Source organism: Sphingobacterium sp. N143, from assembly GCF_030325625.1.
Taxonomy (GTDB): Bacteria; Bacteroidota; Bacteroidia; order Sphingobacteriales; family Sphingobacteriaceae; genus Sphingobacterium.
Genome location: NZ_JACAIS010000002.1, coordinates 179954 through 199417, shown reverse-complemented (window position 1 = coordinate 199417; position 19464 = coordinate 179954). Strand labels below are relative to the sequence as shown.

The 19464-nt window shown below is 42.6% G+C and carries 9 protein-coding genes; all 9 read left to right on the top strand.

What is annotated here, in order from left to right; translation table 11 throughout:
- Window positions 1–61: 61 nt before the first annotated feature.
- The 9 genes from HX021_RS04595 to HX021_RS04555 all read left to right on the top strand — a co-directional run bounded on the left by HX021_RS04595 (window position 62) and on the right by HX021_RS04555 (window position 19360).
- On the top strand, window positions 62–3022 hold the full coding sequence (locus tag HX021_RS04595) for a glycoside hydrolase family 2 protein (RefSeq protein WP_286588773.1): 2961 nt from the start codon (window positions 62–64) through the stop codon (window positions 3020–3022).
- Between the two features lie 39 nt (window positions 3023–3061).
- The gene (rhaM, locus tag HX021_RS04590) at window positions 3062–3373 is read left to right on the top strand and encodes an L-rhamnose mutarotase (protein WP_286588771.1); all 312 of its coding nucleotides are present in this window, start codon (window positions 3062–3064) and stop codon (window positions 3371–3373) included.
- 12 nt (window positions 3374–3385) lie between these two features.
- Window positions 3386–6127 carry a glycosyl hydrolase gene (locus HX021_RS04585; protein ID WP_286588770.1) on the top strand — a complete coding sequence of 914 codons (2742 nt, stop codon included), beginning with the start codon at window positions 3386–3388 and terminating at the stop codon, window positions 6125–6127.
- 280 nt (window positions 6128–6407) lie between these two features.
- Window positions 6408–9581 carry a SusC/RagA family TonB-linked outer membrane protein gene (locus HX021_RS04580; protein WP_286588769.1) on the top strand — a complete coding sequence of 1058 codons (3174 nt, stop codon included), beginning with the start codon at window positions 6408–6410 and terminating at the stop codon, window positions 9579–9581.
- 4 nt (window positions 9582–9585) lie between these two features.
- Entirely contained in the window at window positions 9586–11091 is a 1506-nt protein-coding gene (locus tag HX021_RS04575; protein WP_286588768.1) for a RagB/SusD family nutrient uptake outer membrane protein, read from the top strand.
- A gap of 249 nt (window positions 11092–11340) precedes the next feature.
- Window positions 11341–14469 (top strand): SusC/RagA family TonB-linked outer membrane protein, encoded by a 3129-nt coding sequence (locus HX021_RS04570; RefSeq protein WP_286588766.1) that lies wholly within the window; start codon window positions 11341–11343, stop codon window positions 14467–14469.
- Between the two features lie 31 nt (window positions 14470–14500).
- Window positions 14501–16579 carry a RagB/SusD family nutrient uptake outer membrane protein gene (locus HX021_RS04565; protein WP_286588764.1) on the top strand — a complete coding sequence of 693 codons (2079 nt, stop codon included), beginning with the start codon at window positions 14501–14503 and terminating at the stop codon, window positions 16577–16579.
- A 193-nt stretch (window positions 16580–16772) separates the two neighbouring features.
- Complete coding sequence (locus HX021_RS04560; protein WP_286588762.1) at window positions 16773–17834, top strand: glycoside hydrolase family protein; 1062 nt, start codon at window positions 16773–16775, stop codon at window positions 17832–17834.
- Window positions 17835–17959: 125 nt separating this feature from the next.
- The gene (locus HX021_RS04555) at window positions 17960–19360 is read left to right on the top strand and encodes a glycoside hydrolase family 28 protein (RefSeq protein ID WP_286588760.1); all 1401 of its coding nucleotides are present in this window, start codon (window positions 17960–17962) and stop codon (window positions 19358–19360) included.
- Window positions 19361–19464 lie beyond the last annotated feature (104 nt).

Sequence of the window (19464 nt, the reverse complement as noted above, 5' to 3'; positions counted from 1 at the left end):
ATGGAGCCATTTACCCAATGAACAAAAAAAAACCGCATCCTTATTAGCCCTAAAAAAGCATATGATGAAAAAGTTATTCTTTATTTTTTGTTGCCTTCTGCTTTCATTCGGCACGCATGCGCAAGCAGGCCGGAAGACTCTTAGTTTTAACGCCGACTGGCGTTACCACATCGGCGATGTCAGCAATGCTTCTGCCGCAGAATTCGATGATCGTGCATGGAAACAAGTTGTCTTGCCTCAGGCATGGAATGAAGATGAAGCTTTCGCTAAAGCTATCCATGACCATTCGGCAAATATTGTTTGGTATCGAAAAAAGTTTAACGTCCTCAAGGGAGTAACTTCTGATAAGGTCTTTTTGGAATTTGAAGGAATTCGCTTTGGCGGAGACTTTTATCTCAACGGAAAATTTATTGGTCGCCATGAAAATGGTGTCATGGCTGCAGGGTTTGATATCTCGGATCTGATTGATCGCGACAGCGAAAATACCTTAGCTATACGGATAGACAACAGCTGGAGCTATCGTGAAAAAACAACAAACAGCACGTATCAATGGAACGATAAAAACTTTAATGCGAACTATGGTGGAATTCCAAAAAATGTATGGATCCACTTTACTTCCAAAATTTATCAGACCCTACCCTTATATTCCAGTTTAAAGACTACGGGTGTTTACGTGTATGCGAAGAACATGAACATCCCTAAAAAGACAATGGATCTTTTTGTTTCTTCCGAGGTGAAAAATGAAACCCAGCAGTCGAACCTGGTCAACTTTGTTGCCGAAGTACGTAATGCCGATGGAAAGTTGGTGAAAACTTTTTCAAAAGAGCTCAATCTTCCTGCCAATCAAACACAACAATTGACTATGAGTGCAGCTTTGGATCAGGTTAATTTTTGGAGCTGGGGTTATGGTTATCTCTATACGGTTACGACAAAAATCGTACAGGATAATAAAATTATAGATGCTGTGCAGACGAAAACAGGATTTCGAAAAACGGCTTTCAAGAATGGAATGGTTTACCTCAATGACCAAGTTTTGATGATGAAGGGCTATGCGCAGCGTACCAGTAATGAATGGCCTGCCGTTGGCCTATCTATAGCACCTTGGTTAAGTGATTTTAGCAATGGACTGATGGTCAAGAGCAATGCCAATCTGGTTCGCTGGATGCACGTAACACCTTGGAAACAGGATGTTGAATCCTGTGATCGTGTGGGATTGATGCAGATGCTACCTGCTGGAGATGCCGAAAAAGATACGCAAGGTAGACCTTGGGAACAGCGAACAGAACTTATGCGTGATGCGATTATTTATTATCGGAATAATCCAAGTGTCTTGTTTTATGAATGTGGAAACGAGTCGATTTCGGAGGAACATATGGCGGAGATGAAGGCCATTCGTGATCAATATGACCCAGCTGGTGGACGGGCAATTGGCTCACGTGAAATGCTGGATAGTAAGCTAGCTGAATATGGTGGTGAAATGCTGTATATCAATAAAAGTGCACGGCACCCCATGATCGCAACCGAATATATGCGGGATGAGGCCTTACGTAAATATTGGGATGAATTGAGTTATCCTTTTCATAAGGATGGTGAAGGACCGCTTTATAAAGGTGTAGATGCCAGTGATTATAACAGAAACCAAGATAGTTATGTTGTTGAAGCTGTCCATCGCTGGTGGGAATATTGGAAAATGCGTCCAGGAACTGGTGATAGAGTGAATTCTGGCGGCGTCAATATTATTTTTTCGGATTCCAATACCCATTTTCGGGGAAAAGAGAAGTACAGAAGAAGTGGCGAAGTAGATGCCATGCGTATTCCTAAAGATGCTTATTTTGCCCATCAGGTTATGTGGGATGGCTGGATTACCCCCGACCCAACAGGTTTGTATCTGGTGGGACATTGGAACTATGCTGCCGGAACGAAAAAAGATGTATTGGTCGTTTCGACTGCTGACCGGGTAGAATTAGCTGTGAACGGTAAGGTACAGCGAGCGGCAGAAAAGCGATATGATTTTCTGTACCGTTTTCCAGCTGTTGATTTTGAGGCCGGCGTATTGACTGCGAAATCGTTCAACAAAGAAGGGGAATTATTGAATACAAAGGAGCTTAAAACCGCAGGCGAACCGTATAAAATCCGTTTGACGGCACAACATGGTAAAAATGGTCTTTTTGCGGATGGAAACGATATGGTATTGGCCGAAGTTGAAGTGCTTGATAAAAATGGTTTACGCTGCCCATTGGCTTCAAATATGATTGATTTCAACGTAGATGGACCAATGGATTGGCGGGGTGGAATTGCACAGGGACCCGACAATTATATTTTGGCCAGATCACTTCCCGTTGAGGCTGGTATAAACCGTGTATTACTTCGTACTCAGTACGATAAACCGGGTAGGGTTGTATTGAAAGCAGTGTCTGAAGGCCTTTTATCCGATTCGGTTACCTGGATGGTGCAACCCATCAGAACGATAGAGAATTATTTTATAAAAGAATCTAATGAAAATTTACCTTCATTTTTAGAGCGGGGACCAAGTCCAACGAAACCTACGTTGGTGCAGCTGAAAAAAAGTCTTAAAATCCGTACAGCTACCGCTGGAGCTAACCAAGACAAGGTGGGACAGTCCTTCGATGACAATGAGCTATCCGATTGGGTCAATGATGGTCAGTTAGGTACTGCTTGGATTACATACACCTTACAGGAAAAATCCAATATTGATGAAATCGATCTGAAACTGAATAATTTTAGATCAAGATCCTATCCATTAGAGGTTTTCGTAGACGACAAGCTAGTTTTTGATGGAAATACAGCTGTTACATTAGGCTACTGTACACTTTCATTTCCGCGTACTAAGGGCGGAAAGGTAACCATAAAACTTAAAAACGCACCGTTTACAGCGAAGGAAAACAATCAGGTGGAAATGGGTGGTAAGAAACTTGATGATGGGGTGGCTCGTAATGATGACAATGCCAAAGGTACCTTGAGTATTATTGAAGCCGATATTCATCAGGTATTAGCCAATTAAGAATATGGTAATAATAAAACAGTTCAATACATAAATGAGATGGAGAAAATAGCATTTAAGATGAAACTGAAACCAGGTATGTCCGGGGAATACAAGCGCAGGCATGACACGATCTGGCCAGAATTAATCACCTTATTGCGCGAAAACGGCGTGTCTGATTATAGTATTTTTTTGGATGAAGAAACAGATACGTTATTTGCTGTTCAATATTTAGCGGGGCATTCTTCACAAGAATTGGGCAGGGAAGCTATTGTACAGCAATGGTGGGATTATATGCATGATATTATGGAAGTACATGCTGATCATTCTCCAGTATCGGTAAATTTAAAGAAGGTTTTTCACATGGATTAGACGAATTTTAACATGAAAAAAATTTATACATCACTATTGCTTGCCTGTAATCTGTTGGTTACCGGTGGAAGTATAGCACAAGATCTATGGCCAGCAGTAACCAAAGAAATGAAGCCTTGGACACGTTGGTGGTGGCTTGGTTCAGCTGTAGACCGACCTAATGTCGAACGTGAATTGACCTTATTTGAAAAAAGTGGATTTGGTGGTGTCGAGATAACACCGATTTATGGGGCTAAAGGCTTTGAATCCAAATACCTGAACTTTCTTTCACCACAATGGATGAATATGTTAGCTTTAACAACGGACAAAGCCAGTGCGCTGGGCATGGGAGTAGACATGAATTTGGGTACGGGCTGGCCATTCGGGGGACCTCAAATCAAACAAAAGGAGGCTGCTACCAAATTAATCCTGGATGAATTTGAATTGAAAAAAGGTGAAAAAATCACGTTTCCCCTAAAACCTAAGGATCCTAAACAACATTATTTCTTGCTGCAGGCTTTACGGGCATTTAGATCTGACAATAGCGAGATTAAGCTGGATGATTATATTGCAAAGACTACTGGAACCTGGGAAGCACCTACTGATATCCGTTTATTGGCTGTATTTTCAGGCAGGACAGGCCAAAAAGTCAAACGTGCAGCACCGGGTGGCGAGGGCTATACGCTGGATCACCTTGGGCAGCAATCCGTAGGATCTTATTTCAAGAGATTTGCCGACGCCTTTAGGGACCAACCATTGCATGTGCGTGCTTTTTTTAACGATAGCTACGAAGTATACGGGGCAAATTGGACGGATGATTTTTTGCATTCATTCGAACGGATAAAAGGATACAAACTACAAGATAATCTACTAGATTTTGCAGGCAAGGGTAAGGATGAAGCTAAAACAGCAGGCCTAAAATCTGATTATCGGGAGGTTGTGAATGCACTGCTTGCCCGAAATTTTTTGATTCTATTTACGGGTTTTGCCCATCGCTATAAGGCGATTTCGAAAAATCAAGCCCATGGATCTCCAGGGAACCTGATCGATTTATATGCCGATACAGATATTGCGGAGTGTGAAACCTTTGGATCCAGCAGTTTTGATATTCCTGGTTTAAGACGCGATACTGCTGATATCCGTAATGTGGATCCGGATCCCATGATGGCCAAATTTGCGACATCGGCGACAAATGTATACGGTAAAAAATATACTTCTTCAGAGACTTTCACTTGGCTGACGGAACATTTTAAAACCTCCTTATCACAGACGAAACCCGAAGTCGAGCAGCTATTCCTCGCTGGCGTGAATCATGTATTCTACCATGGAACAACCTATTCTCCCAAAAATGTGCCTTTTCCGGGATGGCTGTTTTATGCTTCCGTTAATTTTGTGCCGCAAAATTCTTTTTGGGATCATCTTACAGGGTTGAATCAATATATTACCCGCGTTCAATCCGTCCTACAGTCCAGCCGTGCCGACAATGAACTGCTGGTATATTGGCCTATTTATGATATTTGGAACAATGCCAAAGGGATGGATAAGGCGCTGAAGGTCCATGATGTTGACGAGTGGTTACATCCTACACAATTTTATAAACAGAGTGTGCAGCTACAGAAACGAGGGTATAGCTTTGATTTTGCCACCGATAAAATTCTGGCGGGAACTACAGTAAATGACGGGAAATTACAAACTTCGAAGGAAGCAACCCCCTATCGGGCAATATATATTCCTGCCTGTCATTATTTTTCGGAAGTGACACTGCAGAAAATCCTGGAAATGGCCAACCAAGGGGCAACTGTCATCTTCCAACAATTACCTCAGGCGGTTCCTGGATACGGCCAATTAGAGGAACGTCGTGCACTGTTCAATACATTAATCGCATCCTTAGGTTTTGAGAAGGACAAGGCAAATCAGTACACAGCTTTTGGACAAGGCAAAATCTATTTGACGACGGATGTCAATTCAGCACTTGAAACTGAACAGATAGTACCCGAACGGATTAACCAGACGGGGCTGAAGTTTTTACGCAGAGTTGCGGGTAAGGACACTTATTATTATTTGGTCAATCACAGTGGACAGACCGTGGACCAGAAGATCGCACTTCATGCGCAAGCTAAATATTATTCTTTAATGGATCCGCAGACTGGACGGACTTTTCAATTGCCATCGATCGATGGGAAAATTCGGGTGCAGATTCCATCGGGTTATTCCTGGATAGTCTTGGCCTCGGAGCAACAGGCCAAAGAACCTTTCCACTATCAGGACGAATCCACGCAAGTGGCTCAATTAGACCGTGCTTGGAAAGTGAGTTTTACTACTGGGGGACCGGTTTTACCAAAGCCCCAAAAGCTTGATCACCTCTCTTCCTGGACGGAATGGGGCGATAAAGACGCCCTTAATTTTTCGGGTACAGCGGCCTATGAGACAACATTTTCCATCCATAAGGATCAATCAAAATCCTATCTGCTGAAGCTTGGGCGTGTTGCGGAAAGCGCCAGGCTGTATATCAATGGAAAGGATGCGGGGGTGTTATGGTCAATTCCGTTTCAACAGGATATTACCAGATTGCTGGTCAATGGCGAAAACAAGATTCGTATTGAGGTCGCCAACTTAATGGCAAACCGTATCAGCTATCTGGACCGGAAACAAGTTCCCTGGCGTAATTATCACGAAATCAACTTTGTGAATATCAATTATGAAGATTTTGATGCCAGTGAATGGAAGCCAATGGAAAGCGGTCTGATTGGACCTGTGACTTTGTGGAGTTATTAAGTGAAAACGATTGGATCTGTCGTTGTAGATTATAACTGGCTGGTCAACTTTTCACCAGGACAAGAAGCTTATATGGAGCTTCGATTGGATTGAAAAGAAGATAAACTTGTTACATTATTGAAAAATAATAACTATCAAAAGGCCCCATTTATGGGGCCTTTTGATTTCTGTAACATACTGGATACATGTGAGCCTGTAAGTTCAGGATAGTTAGTTTAAAGGGATACTATAACTTCCAGTAACCAATATAAATCACAAATAACAATTTAAACTTCAATCCATGAAAAATATCTTACGATATGGTACCGTAGTAATGACCCAGTTGGCTTTGACTCAGGTGTTATACGCTCAAGAACTACTGAAGGGGAAAGTTGTTGACGATAAAAGTCAGCCTATCAGCGGAGTGACAATCCATGTGAACGGCAAAGGTAGTGGAACAACCAATCAAAATGGTGAATTTGGTATCGTTGCCAAGCCAGGAGATAAAATTACCTTCACTTCGATAGAATACCTCACTAACACCTTAAACGTATCCAACCTCTCTTTTTTGCAGGTGAATATGACGCCCAAGCAAGAATCGCTTGATGAAGTCGTTGTCATTGGCTATGGGTCCCAAAAACGAACTAATCTTATTGCTCCAGTTTCAAAATTTAATGCAGAAAACCTCGACGAGCGGCCTATTGCGCGTGTTGATCAGGCCTTGATCGGACAGATGTCTGGGGTAAGGGTCAAGCAATCCACAGGTGTTCCCGGAAAAGGGTTAAGTGTTCAGGTCAGGGGATCGGGTTCTATTACTGCTGGTAGTGAACCCTTGTACGTTATTGATGGTTTCCCCTTATCAACGGCAGCACAGAATGGTTCGGGAAACTATGCCTCGGGAAATCCTTTGGACAATATGAACCCCAACGATATTGAATCGGTGGAGGTCTTAAAAGATGCATCTGCAGCTGCAATTTATGGGTCCCGGGCGGCAAATGGTGTTGTTCTGATCACCACAAAACGCGGAAAGAGTGGCCAGGCCAAAGTAAGCCTCAATTCATACGTTGGCATTTCTGAGGCTTATAAGAAATTGGATATGTTGAATGGTGAGGAATGGATTGATAGAGCGGTGGAGATGATCAATGCGCAATGGGAAGCCTCAGGTACAGGACGGTTGGCAAGCCAAAGCAATGCCGAACGAAGGAAGATATTGGGGCTCGCCGATGGAACTTATAATACGTCTTATATGTATGACGACCGTTGGTTGGAACCTGGACATCCCGGACTTTATCTCATAAATTGGCAGGATGAAGCGTATCGAAAAGGACTGATCCAAAATTACCAGGTTGCCGCCTCGGGAGCGACAGAATTTGTCAATTATTATGTCTCGGGGAATTATCTCAATCAACAGGGTATTGTGAAAGGATTGGACTATAAAAATTATACAGCCCGCGCTAACGTCGAAGTGAAACCGAATAAAAAATTCGCATTCGGTTTAAACCTAGCGCCTACTTATTCAATAGGAAATGACCCCGGTGTGGAAGGAAAGGATAATATTATGCATCAGATTTATTCGATGTCACCGGTTCAGGATCATCCTGCAGGAACGGTGAACGTTTTTGACAACGAAAAATATCCTTGGAGCACATCAACAAATGATCCGATTGCAAAATTGAACTATTATGTCGGGGAAAACAAAATTTCACGTTTATTGGGGACAGTTTATGGACAGTACAATATCCTGGAGAACTTAAATTTTAAGACTACGGTCAATTTGGATCAAACCGATAGTCGAAGCAATAGATTTCAGCCCTATACCGTAGGCGGAACTTTGGCCAATCGAACCAACAACCCGAATCAAGCGACCTATGGATCCAATAGTGTGTATCGAAAGCAAACTTTTGTCAATGAAAACACCTTAAACTATCATTTCAATATTGACAAACATGATATTACTGCTTTATTGGGACAAGCCTATAATTTTGATAAATTGGAAACCTCTTCCATCACCTCACAGGGAGGTTATACCAATAGTTCCATAACAACTTTGAATGGCGCAGTCGCTACGGTGGCTTCAACAGGGGCCACACAGAGCGTCTTACTGTCTTATTTTGGACGGGTTCAATACGCCTATGATGGTAAATATTTGCTGTCTGGTAGTATTCGGCGGGACGGCTCATCGCGTTTTGGATCCAATACAAAATGGGGTTGGTTCCCATCACTGTCCATGGGTTGGCGTTTGTCAGAGGAGAATTTTATGAAACCAATCAATTTTATCAATGAGCTGAAATTGCGCGGAAGTTATGGTGAATCTGGAAATAATAATATTGGAGATTACAGCAGCGTTGCCTTATTGGGCTTTTATAATTATTCGTCAAATGGCCTTTCGGCATCCGGACAGGCGCCAAGCAATATCATTAATCCGGACCTAAAATGGGAAAAATCCCGAACTTATGATGTTGGATTGGATTTTGGCCTGTTGGGATCCCGTATTACGGGATCGTTTGACTGGTATACGCGTAAGAGCAGTGATCTATTGTTGAATGTGCCTTCCATGTTGGCAACAGGTTTTCCTTCCTATTTAGATAATGCCGGCGAAGTAAAAAGTAAAGGTTGGGATTTCGAGATCACTTCCCATCAGATCAGAAAATCGGATTTTTCGTGGTCCACCTCTTTTAACATCAGTCATAATTCCAATAAGGTAACAAAACTTGATGGTGAGCAAAGAGAAATCTTAATTCCGTCTTCGTTTGATATCCAACATAGCCTTTTACGGGTTGGTGAACCGATGTATAGTATTTATGTGGTTAAACAAGATGGTATATTGAGCCAAGCAGACATTGATGCCGGGGCTGCATTGTATGGTAGCCAAAATGCAGGTGATCCAAAGTATGTAGATGCAAATGCTGATGGTGTGATCGATGCCAATGACCGCGTAATAGTGGGACATCCAAACCCAAGTTATGTATGGGGAATAACCAACAACTTTAAGTATAAAAATTTTGACCTGAGTTTCATGTTCCAAGGCCAAAATGGAGGTCATATCTATTCCCTATTGGGACGGGCATTGGGACGCACCGGTCAGGGGTCATCGGACAATGCACTTGGGTTTTATCGGGATAGATGGCGTTCAGAAGAGGATCCGGGAGAAGGCCGTGTGGGAAAGGCGTATTCAACATTCGGACGGATTAAAAATACAGATTGGTTGTATTCTTCTGATTATTGGCGCCTACGGAATGTGACTTTAGGCTATAATATAAAAGACCTAAAATTGGGGAATCAATCCAAACTTAGCTTAGTCCGTTTATTCGTGACATTGGAGAATTTTTGGGGAAAGGACAAATATGATGGTGGTGTAAATCCAGAATCTTCAAATACAAATCTCAGCGGAAGCGCTGATTATCCCGAAGCGGGCGATTATGGAGGCTTGGCAATTCCCAAGACAGTAACATTTGGTTTAAACGTAAATTTTTAAGACAATGAAAAAATTGAGTATATTTTTGTTGATAGCAGGTCTATTGGGATCTTGCAAAATGGATTTGGACCAGCAGCCGATTTCGAGTGCAACTTCAGATACATACTTTAAGACTACGAATGATTTTGTTCAAGGACTGAACGCCATATATAATAGTACACGGGAATATCCAGACCGCTTGATGAATCTGTCGGAGACACGATCTGACAATTTGTACGCCGTGTCGGATGGCGGGGTACGTGATTGGGAAGGGATCAATAGTTTTCATAAAACAATTGCCAGTAATCCCTATGTAATAGAAGCGTGGCAAACAAATTTCAACGGTATATTTCGTGTAAACAACTATTTGGAACAACTTACGGCAAATGGCGCAACAGCCATCGCGGATGCGAATCTTCGCAATAGAATGGAAGGCGAAGCCCAATTTTTGCGTGCATTTTTTTATTTTGATTTGATAAGATACTTCGGAAAGGTGCCATTGATCGACAAGGTGGTATCTGCCAGTCAAGCCAAAAATATTGGACGTAGCAACGTGGAGGAGCTGTATGCCCTGATTATTGAAGATCTGAACAAGGCTATTAATGCGCTTCCAGCCCCCAGTGCCTATGCAGCCGTAGATAAAGGCCGGGCCAATAAATATGCAGCAAAAATGTTGCTGGGATTGGTTTATATGACGCGATCAGGACCTACATTGGGTGTTCAAGGAGCGGGCTTGAACAGCAATGAATGGGCGAAAGCTGTGGAGCAGTTCAACGATGTGATCAATAGCAATGAATTTAGTCTATTGACCAGCTATAATAGCGTGTTTGATTATGGTAATGAACGCAACAAGGAAGTGATCTTCAACATAGAGTATTCCAGTGGCGCTAACCCTGTTGTTGGGGCAACATTTCCTTGGGTACTCGTGCCAGACAATTGGTTCAATTCACTTGGACTGGCCACACAAGGAGGCCTAACGATTAGACCTGTATCTGATGACTTGCTTAAATTGTACGATGCAAGTGATAGCAGGAAAACATTCAGTATTCAGCAAGGATATACCTATGGTAATGTTGTTGAAACAAGATCTTTTGTTAAGAAATTTGTTGATGTGACCAAAGTGCCGGCAAATCGAATGGATTGGCCCATTAATTACATCGTGTTTCGCTATACTGACCTGTTGCTATTAAAAGCGGAATGTGTATTGAATGGTGCTTCTGGTTCAACAACATCGGATGTGGATGCAGTTGTCAATCAAATCCGAAAACGAGCTGGATTGACAACAGAGCTAGCTCATGTAACTAAAACGCAGTTAATGGACGAAAGAAGACGGGAGTTTATTGGGGAGGGGTTGCGTTGGTTTGATCTTATCCGTAGTGGGACGGTCGAATCTGTCATGAAAGCTTGGATCACGAAAGAGGACGTCGCAAAGCAAATGTCAGATTTTCAAGTCAATTATGTGCTTTACCCTGTGCCACAATCCGAACTCGACAATAGCCCCGGACTATATACACAGAACCCCGGATATTGATCATACTTTTTCTGTTTTTGGCGCCAGCTAATGACAGGATTGAACAGGATGGTTATTACAAATCATCCTGTTATTTTTAGCCAAGATTATAAGCCTTAGCGGAATTCTGATTATCTTTTTTAGCCAATTATCCTAATAAAACAATACATAAAGATCATATAGCTTTTTATTGTCTCGTATAACGAAATCGATTTTCACTACCGTAGATCAACAAGGGAAAGAATAATATAATACCTAAATAATACTTTAATGATAAACTATTTAACAATTAGGTTTGATCATCAGGTAAAGAAGTACACTTTTTTGCTATTTGTGGCGATGCTGTGTACATTAAATTTATTTGCTCAAACCACTAGGACTGGAAAGGTAAATGATGAAAAAGGTTCACCTATCCAGGGTGTGACGGTACAGGTAAAAGGAAAAGCGATGACGGCAAAGACCAATGCCGACGGTTTATTTACCATCAATGCACTCCCGTCTGATGTATTGGCGTTTAGAAGCCTTGGTTTTGAATCCCAAGAAATTTCTGTGGGTAGTCAAAATAGCTTCCATGTAGTTCTAACACAAAAGGTCGATGTCATGGACGAAGTCGTTGTGGTTGGATACGGCACCATGAAAAAGAAAGATGTGACGGGTTCGATAGCGAGTGTGGGCGAAAAAGAACTGAAAGCAATGCCCGTAAAAGATGCATTACAGGCGATGCAGGGCAAGGTTGCGGGTGTTGATATTACATCGACACAACGGCCAGGTACAACGGGTAATATCACGATAAGAGGTGTCAGGTCGATCACTGCAAATCAGGGGCCACTTTATGTAGTCGATGGGATGGTATTGCAGGCCAGTGGCATTGACAATATTAATCCCAGTGATATAGAGACTATAGATGTCTTAAAAGATGCTTCTGCAACAGCTGTATATGGCTCGCGCGGAGCGAATGGCGTGGTCTTGGTGACAACCAAACAAGGGAAAAAAGGTCGTTTGGTATTAAATTATGCCGGTACAGCAACACTCGAAAAGATGTATGACGTCACAGCGTATATGAATGCTGCCGAATGGTTGGATTATGCACGTTTGGCAAAATTTGGAACCACAACACCTAATTATACAAATGACTTTTCAAAGTGGGGGTCTGTTGCAGCCTCCTGGGCCAATATTGCCAAAGGTTGGACCAATAATAATACGGTTTGGGATCCGCGATTGGTAGGGAACTACGATTGGGCTGATGCTGGGCGTAAAAATGCCTTATCGACAGAACATACCTTAAGTGTCTCTGGAGGTGGTGAGCATTCGAAAGGCTATGGTTCATTTGGCTATCTGAAGCAAGATGCAACACAACCTGGTCAAAAGTTTAATCGTTACACCTCAAAAGTAAGTTTTGAGGCGACTCCGACCAAATGGTTTACCATGGGAACCTCCCTAAATGCGTTTTTCTCAGATCAAGATTACGGGTACAACTTTTCCAAATCGGTTACCGGAGCAGGTGATTATTACAGTGCTTTACGAGGAATGTTGCCTTGGACAGTACCCTATGATGAGAATGGGAACTACCTGAGAAACCCTGCCGCAGGTGATATCAATATCATCAATCCGGTGAATGAATTGGAACACAATACCAATCAACGGCAGACTTTTGGTGCGAATGGTAGTTTCTTTAGCCAATTGGATTTTGGACAGATTTATGAGCCTTTGAAAGGGTTGAAATATCGCGTGCAATTTGGACCGGAGTTTAGATATAACCGTTCGGGCTTGGCAAATGCCGCGGAAGGGATTAATGGGGATGGAAATAATGCGGTAAGATATTCCACGCGTCGAGATCTTTCTTGGACCTTGGATCATTTGATTTACTACGATCGCGACTTTGGAACAGATCATCATTTAGGCATTACCTTATTGCAGAGTTCATCGAAAAGAAATGTTGAAACGAGCGATATGCGTGCGACAGATGTCTATAGTGCACGGGAGTTATGGTATAATATTAACTCTGGAGGCTTTATCGGCAGTTGGGGAACAGGTCTATTAGAGGAGCAAAGAGAGTCCTATATGGCCCGTGCAAACTATAGCTATAAAGACCGTTATATGTTGACTGCTTTTGTGCGATGGGATGGCTCGTCGGTATTGGCACCAGGTCACCAATGGAGTTCATTCCCATCTGTAGCAGCTTCCTGGCGCATTGACCAAGAAGAGTTTATGAAAGATGCCCGATTTATCAACACCTTAAAATTACGCTTGGGAGCAGGTATAGTAGGTAATGCTGCAATTAGCCCTTATGAAACAAAAGGAGGATTGACGCAAAATTTTTATAATTGGAGCGCAACAAATTCAACACCGGGGTATGTCGCTTCGGATCCTTCTGCTGCGAGCCCCAAAAAAATGGCAAATCCAGAGTTAGGTTGGGAGCGTACCACGCAATATAATGCAGGAATTGATTTTGGATTTCTGAATAATCGCATCAACGGTAGTTTGGATATGTACAAAACGAAAACGAATGACCTCTTGCTTGACATGACGTTAAATCCTGTGCTGGGATTTCGTTCGACTTTGGCAAATGTGGGGAAAACATCCGGATGGGGGATTGATTTTCAATTGAACACCGTCAACATTAAAAATGACAATTTCCAGTGGAATACAACGTTAACTTGGTCAAAAGATAAAAATAAGATTCTAGAACTAAATAATGGACTGCAAGAAGACTTAACCAATAACTGGATCGTAGGTCAAGAGATAAATGTCCCTTATGACATGGTCTACGACGGCATCTGGAAGACCTCCGAAGCAGAAGAAGCTGCAAAATACGGTGCTAAACCCGGACAGATCCGTGTGAAGGATATCAGTGGTCCCGGCGGTGTGCCCGATGGTAAAGTAGACCGAAATTATGATCGGCAGATTTTGGGCTCTTATCGCCCAAAATGGTCCGGTGGGATAATGAATACATTCACCTATAAGAATTTTGACTTGTCTTTCTTTATTTTCTCACGTTGGGGACATACCATCAATACTGGTGCAGAAACTTTGGGGGGACGCTTTATGATGCGTAAATTGGATTATTTTGTCCCTGGCGTCAACGAAGATGCAGAATATTATCAACCGGGATCAAATGGCGAAGCTGCGGATCCCTGGAATTCTTCCATGAACTACCGCGATGGGTCATTTATTAAATTACGGAATGTAAGTTTGGGGTACAATTTTCCCAAAGCAAAAGTAGAAAAACTTGGCATCAGTAATTTTAAAGTCTATGCACAGATCATGAACCCGGCAATGTTGTATTCAAAAGTAGATTTCTTGGATCCGGATTTGGCAAGCTATGATAATAATAGGACACAACCCGGTTCGTCAATTACGACAAGAGGAGTAGTGATCGGTGTAAACATAGGATTTTAAGAAGCAAAAAGATTTAAGAAAATTGACTCTCATGAAAAATTATAAAATATTAATTGCTTCCATCTTTGGTGCTGCTGGATTGCTGGTATTGAATGGATGTAGCAAAGACTTTTTAAAAGAGGAGCAGATTACCATCCCGGATACGGAATATTTTAAAACACAGGCAGGACTGGATGATCTAGCCACCGGTGTTTACTCTAAGTTGAAATTTAAGTATAATTATACCTGGGGGATGGCCCTATTTAATCTTGGGGTAGATGAGTTTACGGATGCAAACAATCCTTCGCCAAGCTTTAATAGTTATAGCATGGATCTTAATCCCGCTGAATCAACTTATGGTGGCGGAAATATCCAACCTGTATTTGACAATATGTATAGTGGTATCGAATCTGCCAATACCCTGATTCAAAATGTACCGCTGTATTATGATAAATCCAATGCCAATTATAACACACGTCTTGGCGAGGGATACTTTATGCGGGGATATTTCTACTTACAGCTGATTGTACAGTTTGGCGGTGTACCCTTAAAACTGACCCCAACGACAAAAGTTGAATCCTATTTCACCAGAGCGTCGGAAGATGCTTGTTTTGCGCAGGCCATTTCGGATCTTGAACAGGCCTATACATTGTTGCCTGCTTCGGCCACCGAATTTGGACGTGTAACCAAATCAGCCGCGGCACATTACGTGGCTAAAGCCAGATTGACCCGCGCAAGTGAATTATATGCCGCCTGGAATTCAAAATATACCGCAGAAGACCTGGATGCGGTTATCAAATACGGAACAGAAGTTGTTGCAGCACACCCCTTGGTGGATGACTACGTAAAACTTTGGGATTATCAAAAAGCCAATAGTGCTAACGAAAAAGTATCTGAGGTTGTTCTATCGGCACAGTTCTCCGATGATCAGGCGACCTGGGGGCGTTATGGGAATCAAATCCATCTCTATTACCCGGCAGTTTATCAAGATTTAGCAGGAACAAGCCGTGATATCTCTGGCGATCGGGAATTCTCGTATGCACGTACTACAAACTATACCTTAGATGTCTTTGATCGTGTCAATGATTCGCGCTTCTGGAAATCCTTTATTACGATGTATGGCGCCAATAATACCGCTAATGCACCTGTATGGACTGCAGCTAATGCAGCACTTGGTCCTGAGGGCACTGTTGCTGGGGCGAAGCGGTTCAAAGGTGGTGAGCTGGGTATTAAATATATTGTCAACAACGCTGGCGATACACGCTATAAAGCTGTCGCAAGTGATGCAACAGGCGTATTGAAGAATGGCGTGATGCAAAATACACATACTTTTGTGCGTTACTTTCAGGGAGAACCACAAGCTTGGGTGGGGCAACATGGAAATAATGGTTACTATGGCGTACAATCACGCTATGTGGCGCTCTCCAAGTTCAGAGATGGCTACCGGGTTAGTATAGCCTCTGCCAATGGCACCCGGGATGTTATTATGGCCCGTTCGGCCGAAGACGTGTTGATGGTGGCTGAAGCATATATCCGTAAGGGGGAGGGGCAGTACGCGAATGCAATACAGTGGATTAATAAATTGCGGAGCCGGGCAGGCTACAAAAACGGTGAAGACCGCGCAAAAAATGTCGATGGAGGACAAGCCTATAAAAATAATTCATACGCCGCCGGCAAAGGCGGTGGCTTTTCGGCTGATGGTGCAATCTACTGGGAAGGAAACTCCTATTACGAATCCAATAATGACATGGATAAGACCACGGCATCTTCGGAAACACAGATGTTGATCAATTCTGTCGCTGATATTTATAACTCAGCAGTTGATGCCCCAATTTATGAGAAACTGGGCGCCACAAGCAATGCGCAGAAAATGATGGCCTTCTTGCTAAACGAACGTACACGTGAATTGTGTGGTGAACTGTATCGCTGGGAAGATCTAGCCCGCACTAAAACATTGGAAGCTAGATGGAAAGCGTTCAACGATGGTTATGTACGGGGAAATACAGTATTTAGTCCAGAGATACATTACTATCGACCGATTCCGCAATCTTTCTTGGATGCAACCACCAATGAAAGTGGTGCTGCATTGACACCGGCTGAAAAACAGGCCATGCAAAATCCAGGCTATTAATTTTTGTTTATAATTAAACCTCAATCTGACCTACCCGTTCTAAAAGGGTGGGTTTTTTTATGTGAAATGCAATCGGTTGCAGGATAGCGCAGGATAGGTGGCTTGACTAGGTTTATTATCTTACGGCTTGATTCGCATACATTGCGCATACTTATTAAACCAAATTGTAAATCAGCGAAAGGAACATATTCAAATGGATAGAAGGTTCTTCTTAAAATCAAATGCATTTTTATGGATGACAACGTTGTTCCCCTCAAGTACCTGGGGCCAAAAAGATAGGAAGGAGTCGCCCTATTTCAAATTGAAACCGATTGGTCGCTCTTTGCAATTACAGGATTATTTTATTTGGTGTTCATCACCCATTTGGGGCGAGGACGGGAAAGTGCATCTTTTTTATTCGCGGTGGCAAAAAGAAAAAGGCATGGGGGGTTGGATCAAAGGTTCTGAAATAGGGCACGCAGTTGCTGATTCTCCTTATGGAACATTCCAGCATAAAGATATCGTTCTACAACCTCGGGACGGTTTTTGGGATAGTACGACTTGCCACAATCCACTGATAAAAAAGATAGCGGATACGTATTATCTCTTTTATATGGGAAACTCCAATGGAAAGACCGATACGAAGAGAATCGGGGTGGCGACCGCGAAAAACTTGGATGGGCCATGGAAACGGAGCGATAGTCCCATTTTGCTGCCTGGTGCGGAAGGTGCATGGGATGATCATTGCACCACAAATCCAGCATTCTTACAAGGCGATGATGGTAAATTTTGGCTGTATTATAAATCTTGGAATACCGCTGAATACTTACGTGAAAAAGGCCCTGTGCGGGGAAATCGGAAATATGGGCTGGCTAAGGCAGATCATCCATTGGGACCCTATGTTAAAGTATCAGAACATCCGGTAATTGATTTTTCTGATCGCCCCAACAATGCACAGCTTGAAGACGCTTTCGTTTGGAAACAAAACGGACAATATTGTTTAATCGCAAGGGATATGGGATTTTACAATCACGAATACGGATTGATCTTAAAATCAGCCAATGGCATGAAATGGTCAGAACCACAAGTGGCGTATTTAAATTTATCCACCTATATTCAGGAACCGCCGCCGCCAACTAATTTGAAACGTTTTGGTCGACTTGAAAGACCCATGATCCTGATGGATAAAATAACAGACGAACCGCGCTTCCTTTTTGGAGCCACGCAGGGTGGGGCGGCCGGGACTTCAACAACTTTTGTTTTTGAGATCATGTGAAGAATATGCCAGATAGTCAAGATTAGTATAACAAAGGTGCCGCAAATTTCTGCTTCTGTATGCGCTGGACCGATGCCAATGAAGTACTAGATATAACAAGTATAACCAGAAAAAATAATAAGCCAATGAAAAAGATTTTTAGTATTCTCCTTGCAATTTTTGCCTACCTAACAGGTCATGCACAACAAACAACCTGGACCAGTGCACGGCAACCCTTAAAGGAAATTGAACAGCTTAAAAAGATCATTGTTGCCCCTACATTTAAAAAGAAAGATTATTCCATCGCTGATTTCGGTGCTGTTGGAGATGGCAGGACAAAAAATACAGCAGCCTTTAAAAAGGCAATTGAAACTTGCAATAAGCAGGGGGGAGGACGGGTGGTTGTTCCCAAGGGTGTATACCTGACCGGTGCCATTTATTTGAAAAGCAACGTCAATCTACATATCAGCGAAGGGGCAACAGTACTCTTTAGTCGAGATAGTGCTGATTATCCGATGGTATTCACGCGTTGGGAAGGTATGGAATGTATCAATTTTTCTCCGTTCATCTATGCCTATAAAGAAGAGAACATTGCGATTACAGGAAAAGGATTGTTGGATGGAAATGCCGATAATGATCATTGGTGGTATTGGTGCGGTGCCCGAAAGTACGGTTGGCACGAAGGTCGTCCCGGCGAACAAAAGCCTGCCCGCGCAATTTTGCATCAGCAGATGGCCCAAGAGATGGATCCGCATAAAAGGGTCTTTGGCGATGGACATTTTCTCCGCCCCAATTTTGTGCAGCCTTATCTCTGCAAAAATGTCTGGATTGCTGACGTCAAGCTGATTAATTCTCCCATGTGGAATCTTAATCCTGTCTTATGCGAAAACGTGTTGATCGAGGGCGTGAAAGTGGTGAGTCATGGACCTAATAATGATGGCTGTGATCCTGAAGCAAGTAAAAATGTGTGGATCAGAGATTGTTATTTTGATACAGGTGATGATTGTATTGCTATTAAATCCGGACGAGATGAAGATGGCCGTAATATTGGTCGACCCGCCGAGAATCATATCATCGAAAATTGTGAAATGAAAGATGGTCATGGTGGCGTCGTTATCGGTAGCGAAATTGCAGGCGGAGCCAGAAATATCTACGCACTGAACAATGTCATGGACAGTCCAAATTTGGATCGGGCGCTACGGATAAAGACCAGTTCCAGCAGAGGTGGTATTATTGAAAATGTGTTTTTTTATAACACCGAGGTGGGACAGTATAAAGAAGCTGCTGTACGATTTAATATGTTTTATGAAAAACCCGGAAAACATATCCCGACGATCCGCAATATCTGGGTTGAAAACCTGGATGTTAAAGGCGGTGGAAAGTATGCTGTGCTATCCACAGCCTATGAATCTTCACCTGTAACCGATTTTACGATGGTCAATTGTAAGATTGATGGTGTAAAAGAAGCGTATAAAGTTGATTACCTCAAGCATGTTTCTCTAAAAAATGTCATTGTCAATGGAAAAGAAATCAAGTCTTTCGATTAACATACCTTATCCATCGCCAGAAATATAAACTACAGTGACGATGAAGCAGCATGACGGTCATTAAGATAAGATCTAAGCATGGCTTACGCATGAAATAATTATTG

Coding starts and splice junctions, on each gene's coding strand:
- HX021_RS04565 (WP_286588764.1), top strand. CDS start 14,501: ATGAAAAATTATAAAATATTAATTGCTTCCATCTTTGGTGCTGCTGGA.
- HX021_RS04560 (WP_286588762.1), top strand. CDS start 16,773: ATGGATAGAAGGTTCTTCTTAAAATCAAATGCATTTTTATGGATGACA.
- HX021_RS04570 (WP_286588766.1), top strand. CDS start 11,341: ATGATAAACTATTTAACAATTAGGTTTGATCATCAGGTAAAGAAGTAC.
- HX021_RS04595 (WP_286588773.1), top strand. CDS start 62: ATGATGAAAAAGTTATTCTTTATTTTTTGTTGCCTTCTGCTTTCATTC.
- HX021_RS04555 (WP_286588760.1), top strand. CDS start 17,960: ATGAAAAAGATTTTTAGTATTCTCCTTGCAATTTTTGCCTACCTAACA.
- HX021_RS04580 (WP_286588769.1), top strand. CDS start 6,408: ATGAAAAATATCTTACGATATGGTACCGTAGTAATGACCCAGTTGGCT.
- HX021_RS04575 (WP_286588768.1), top strand. CDS start 9,586: ATGAAAAAATTGAGTATATTTTTGTTGATAGCAGGTCTATTGGGATCT.
- rhaM (WP_286588771.1), top strand. CDS start 3,062: ATGGAGAAAATAGCATTTAAGATGAAACTGAAACCAGGTATGTCCGGG.
- HX021_RS04585 (WP_286588770.1), top strand. CDS start 3,386: ATGAAAAAAATTTATACATCACTATTGCTTGCCTGTAATCTGTTGGTT.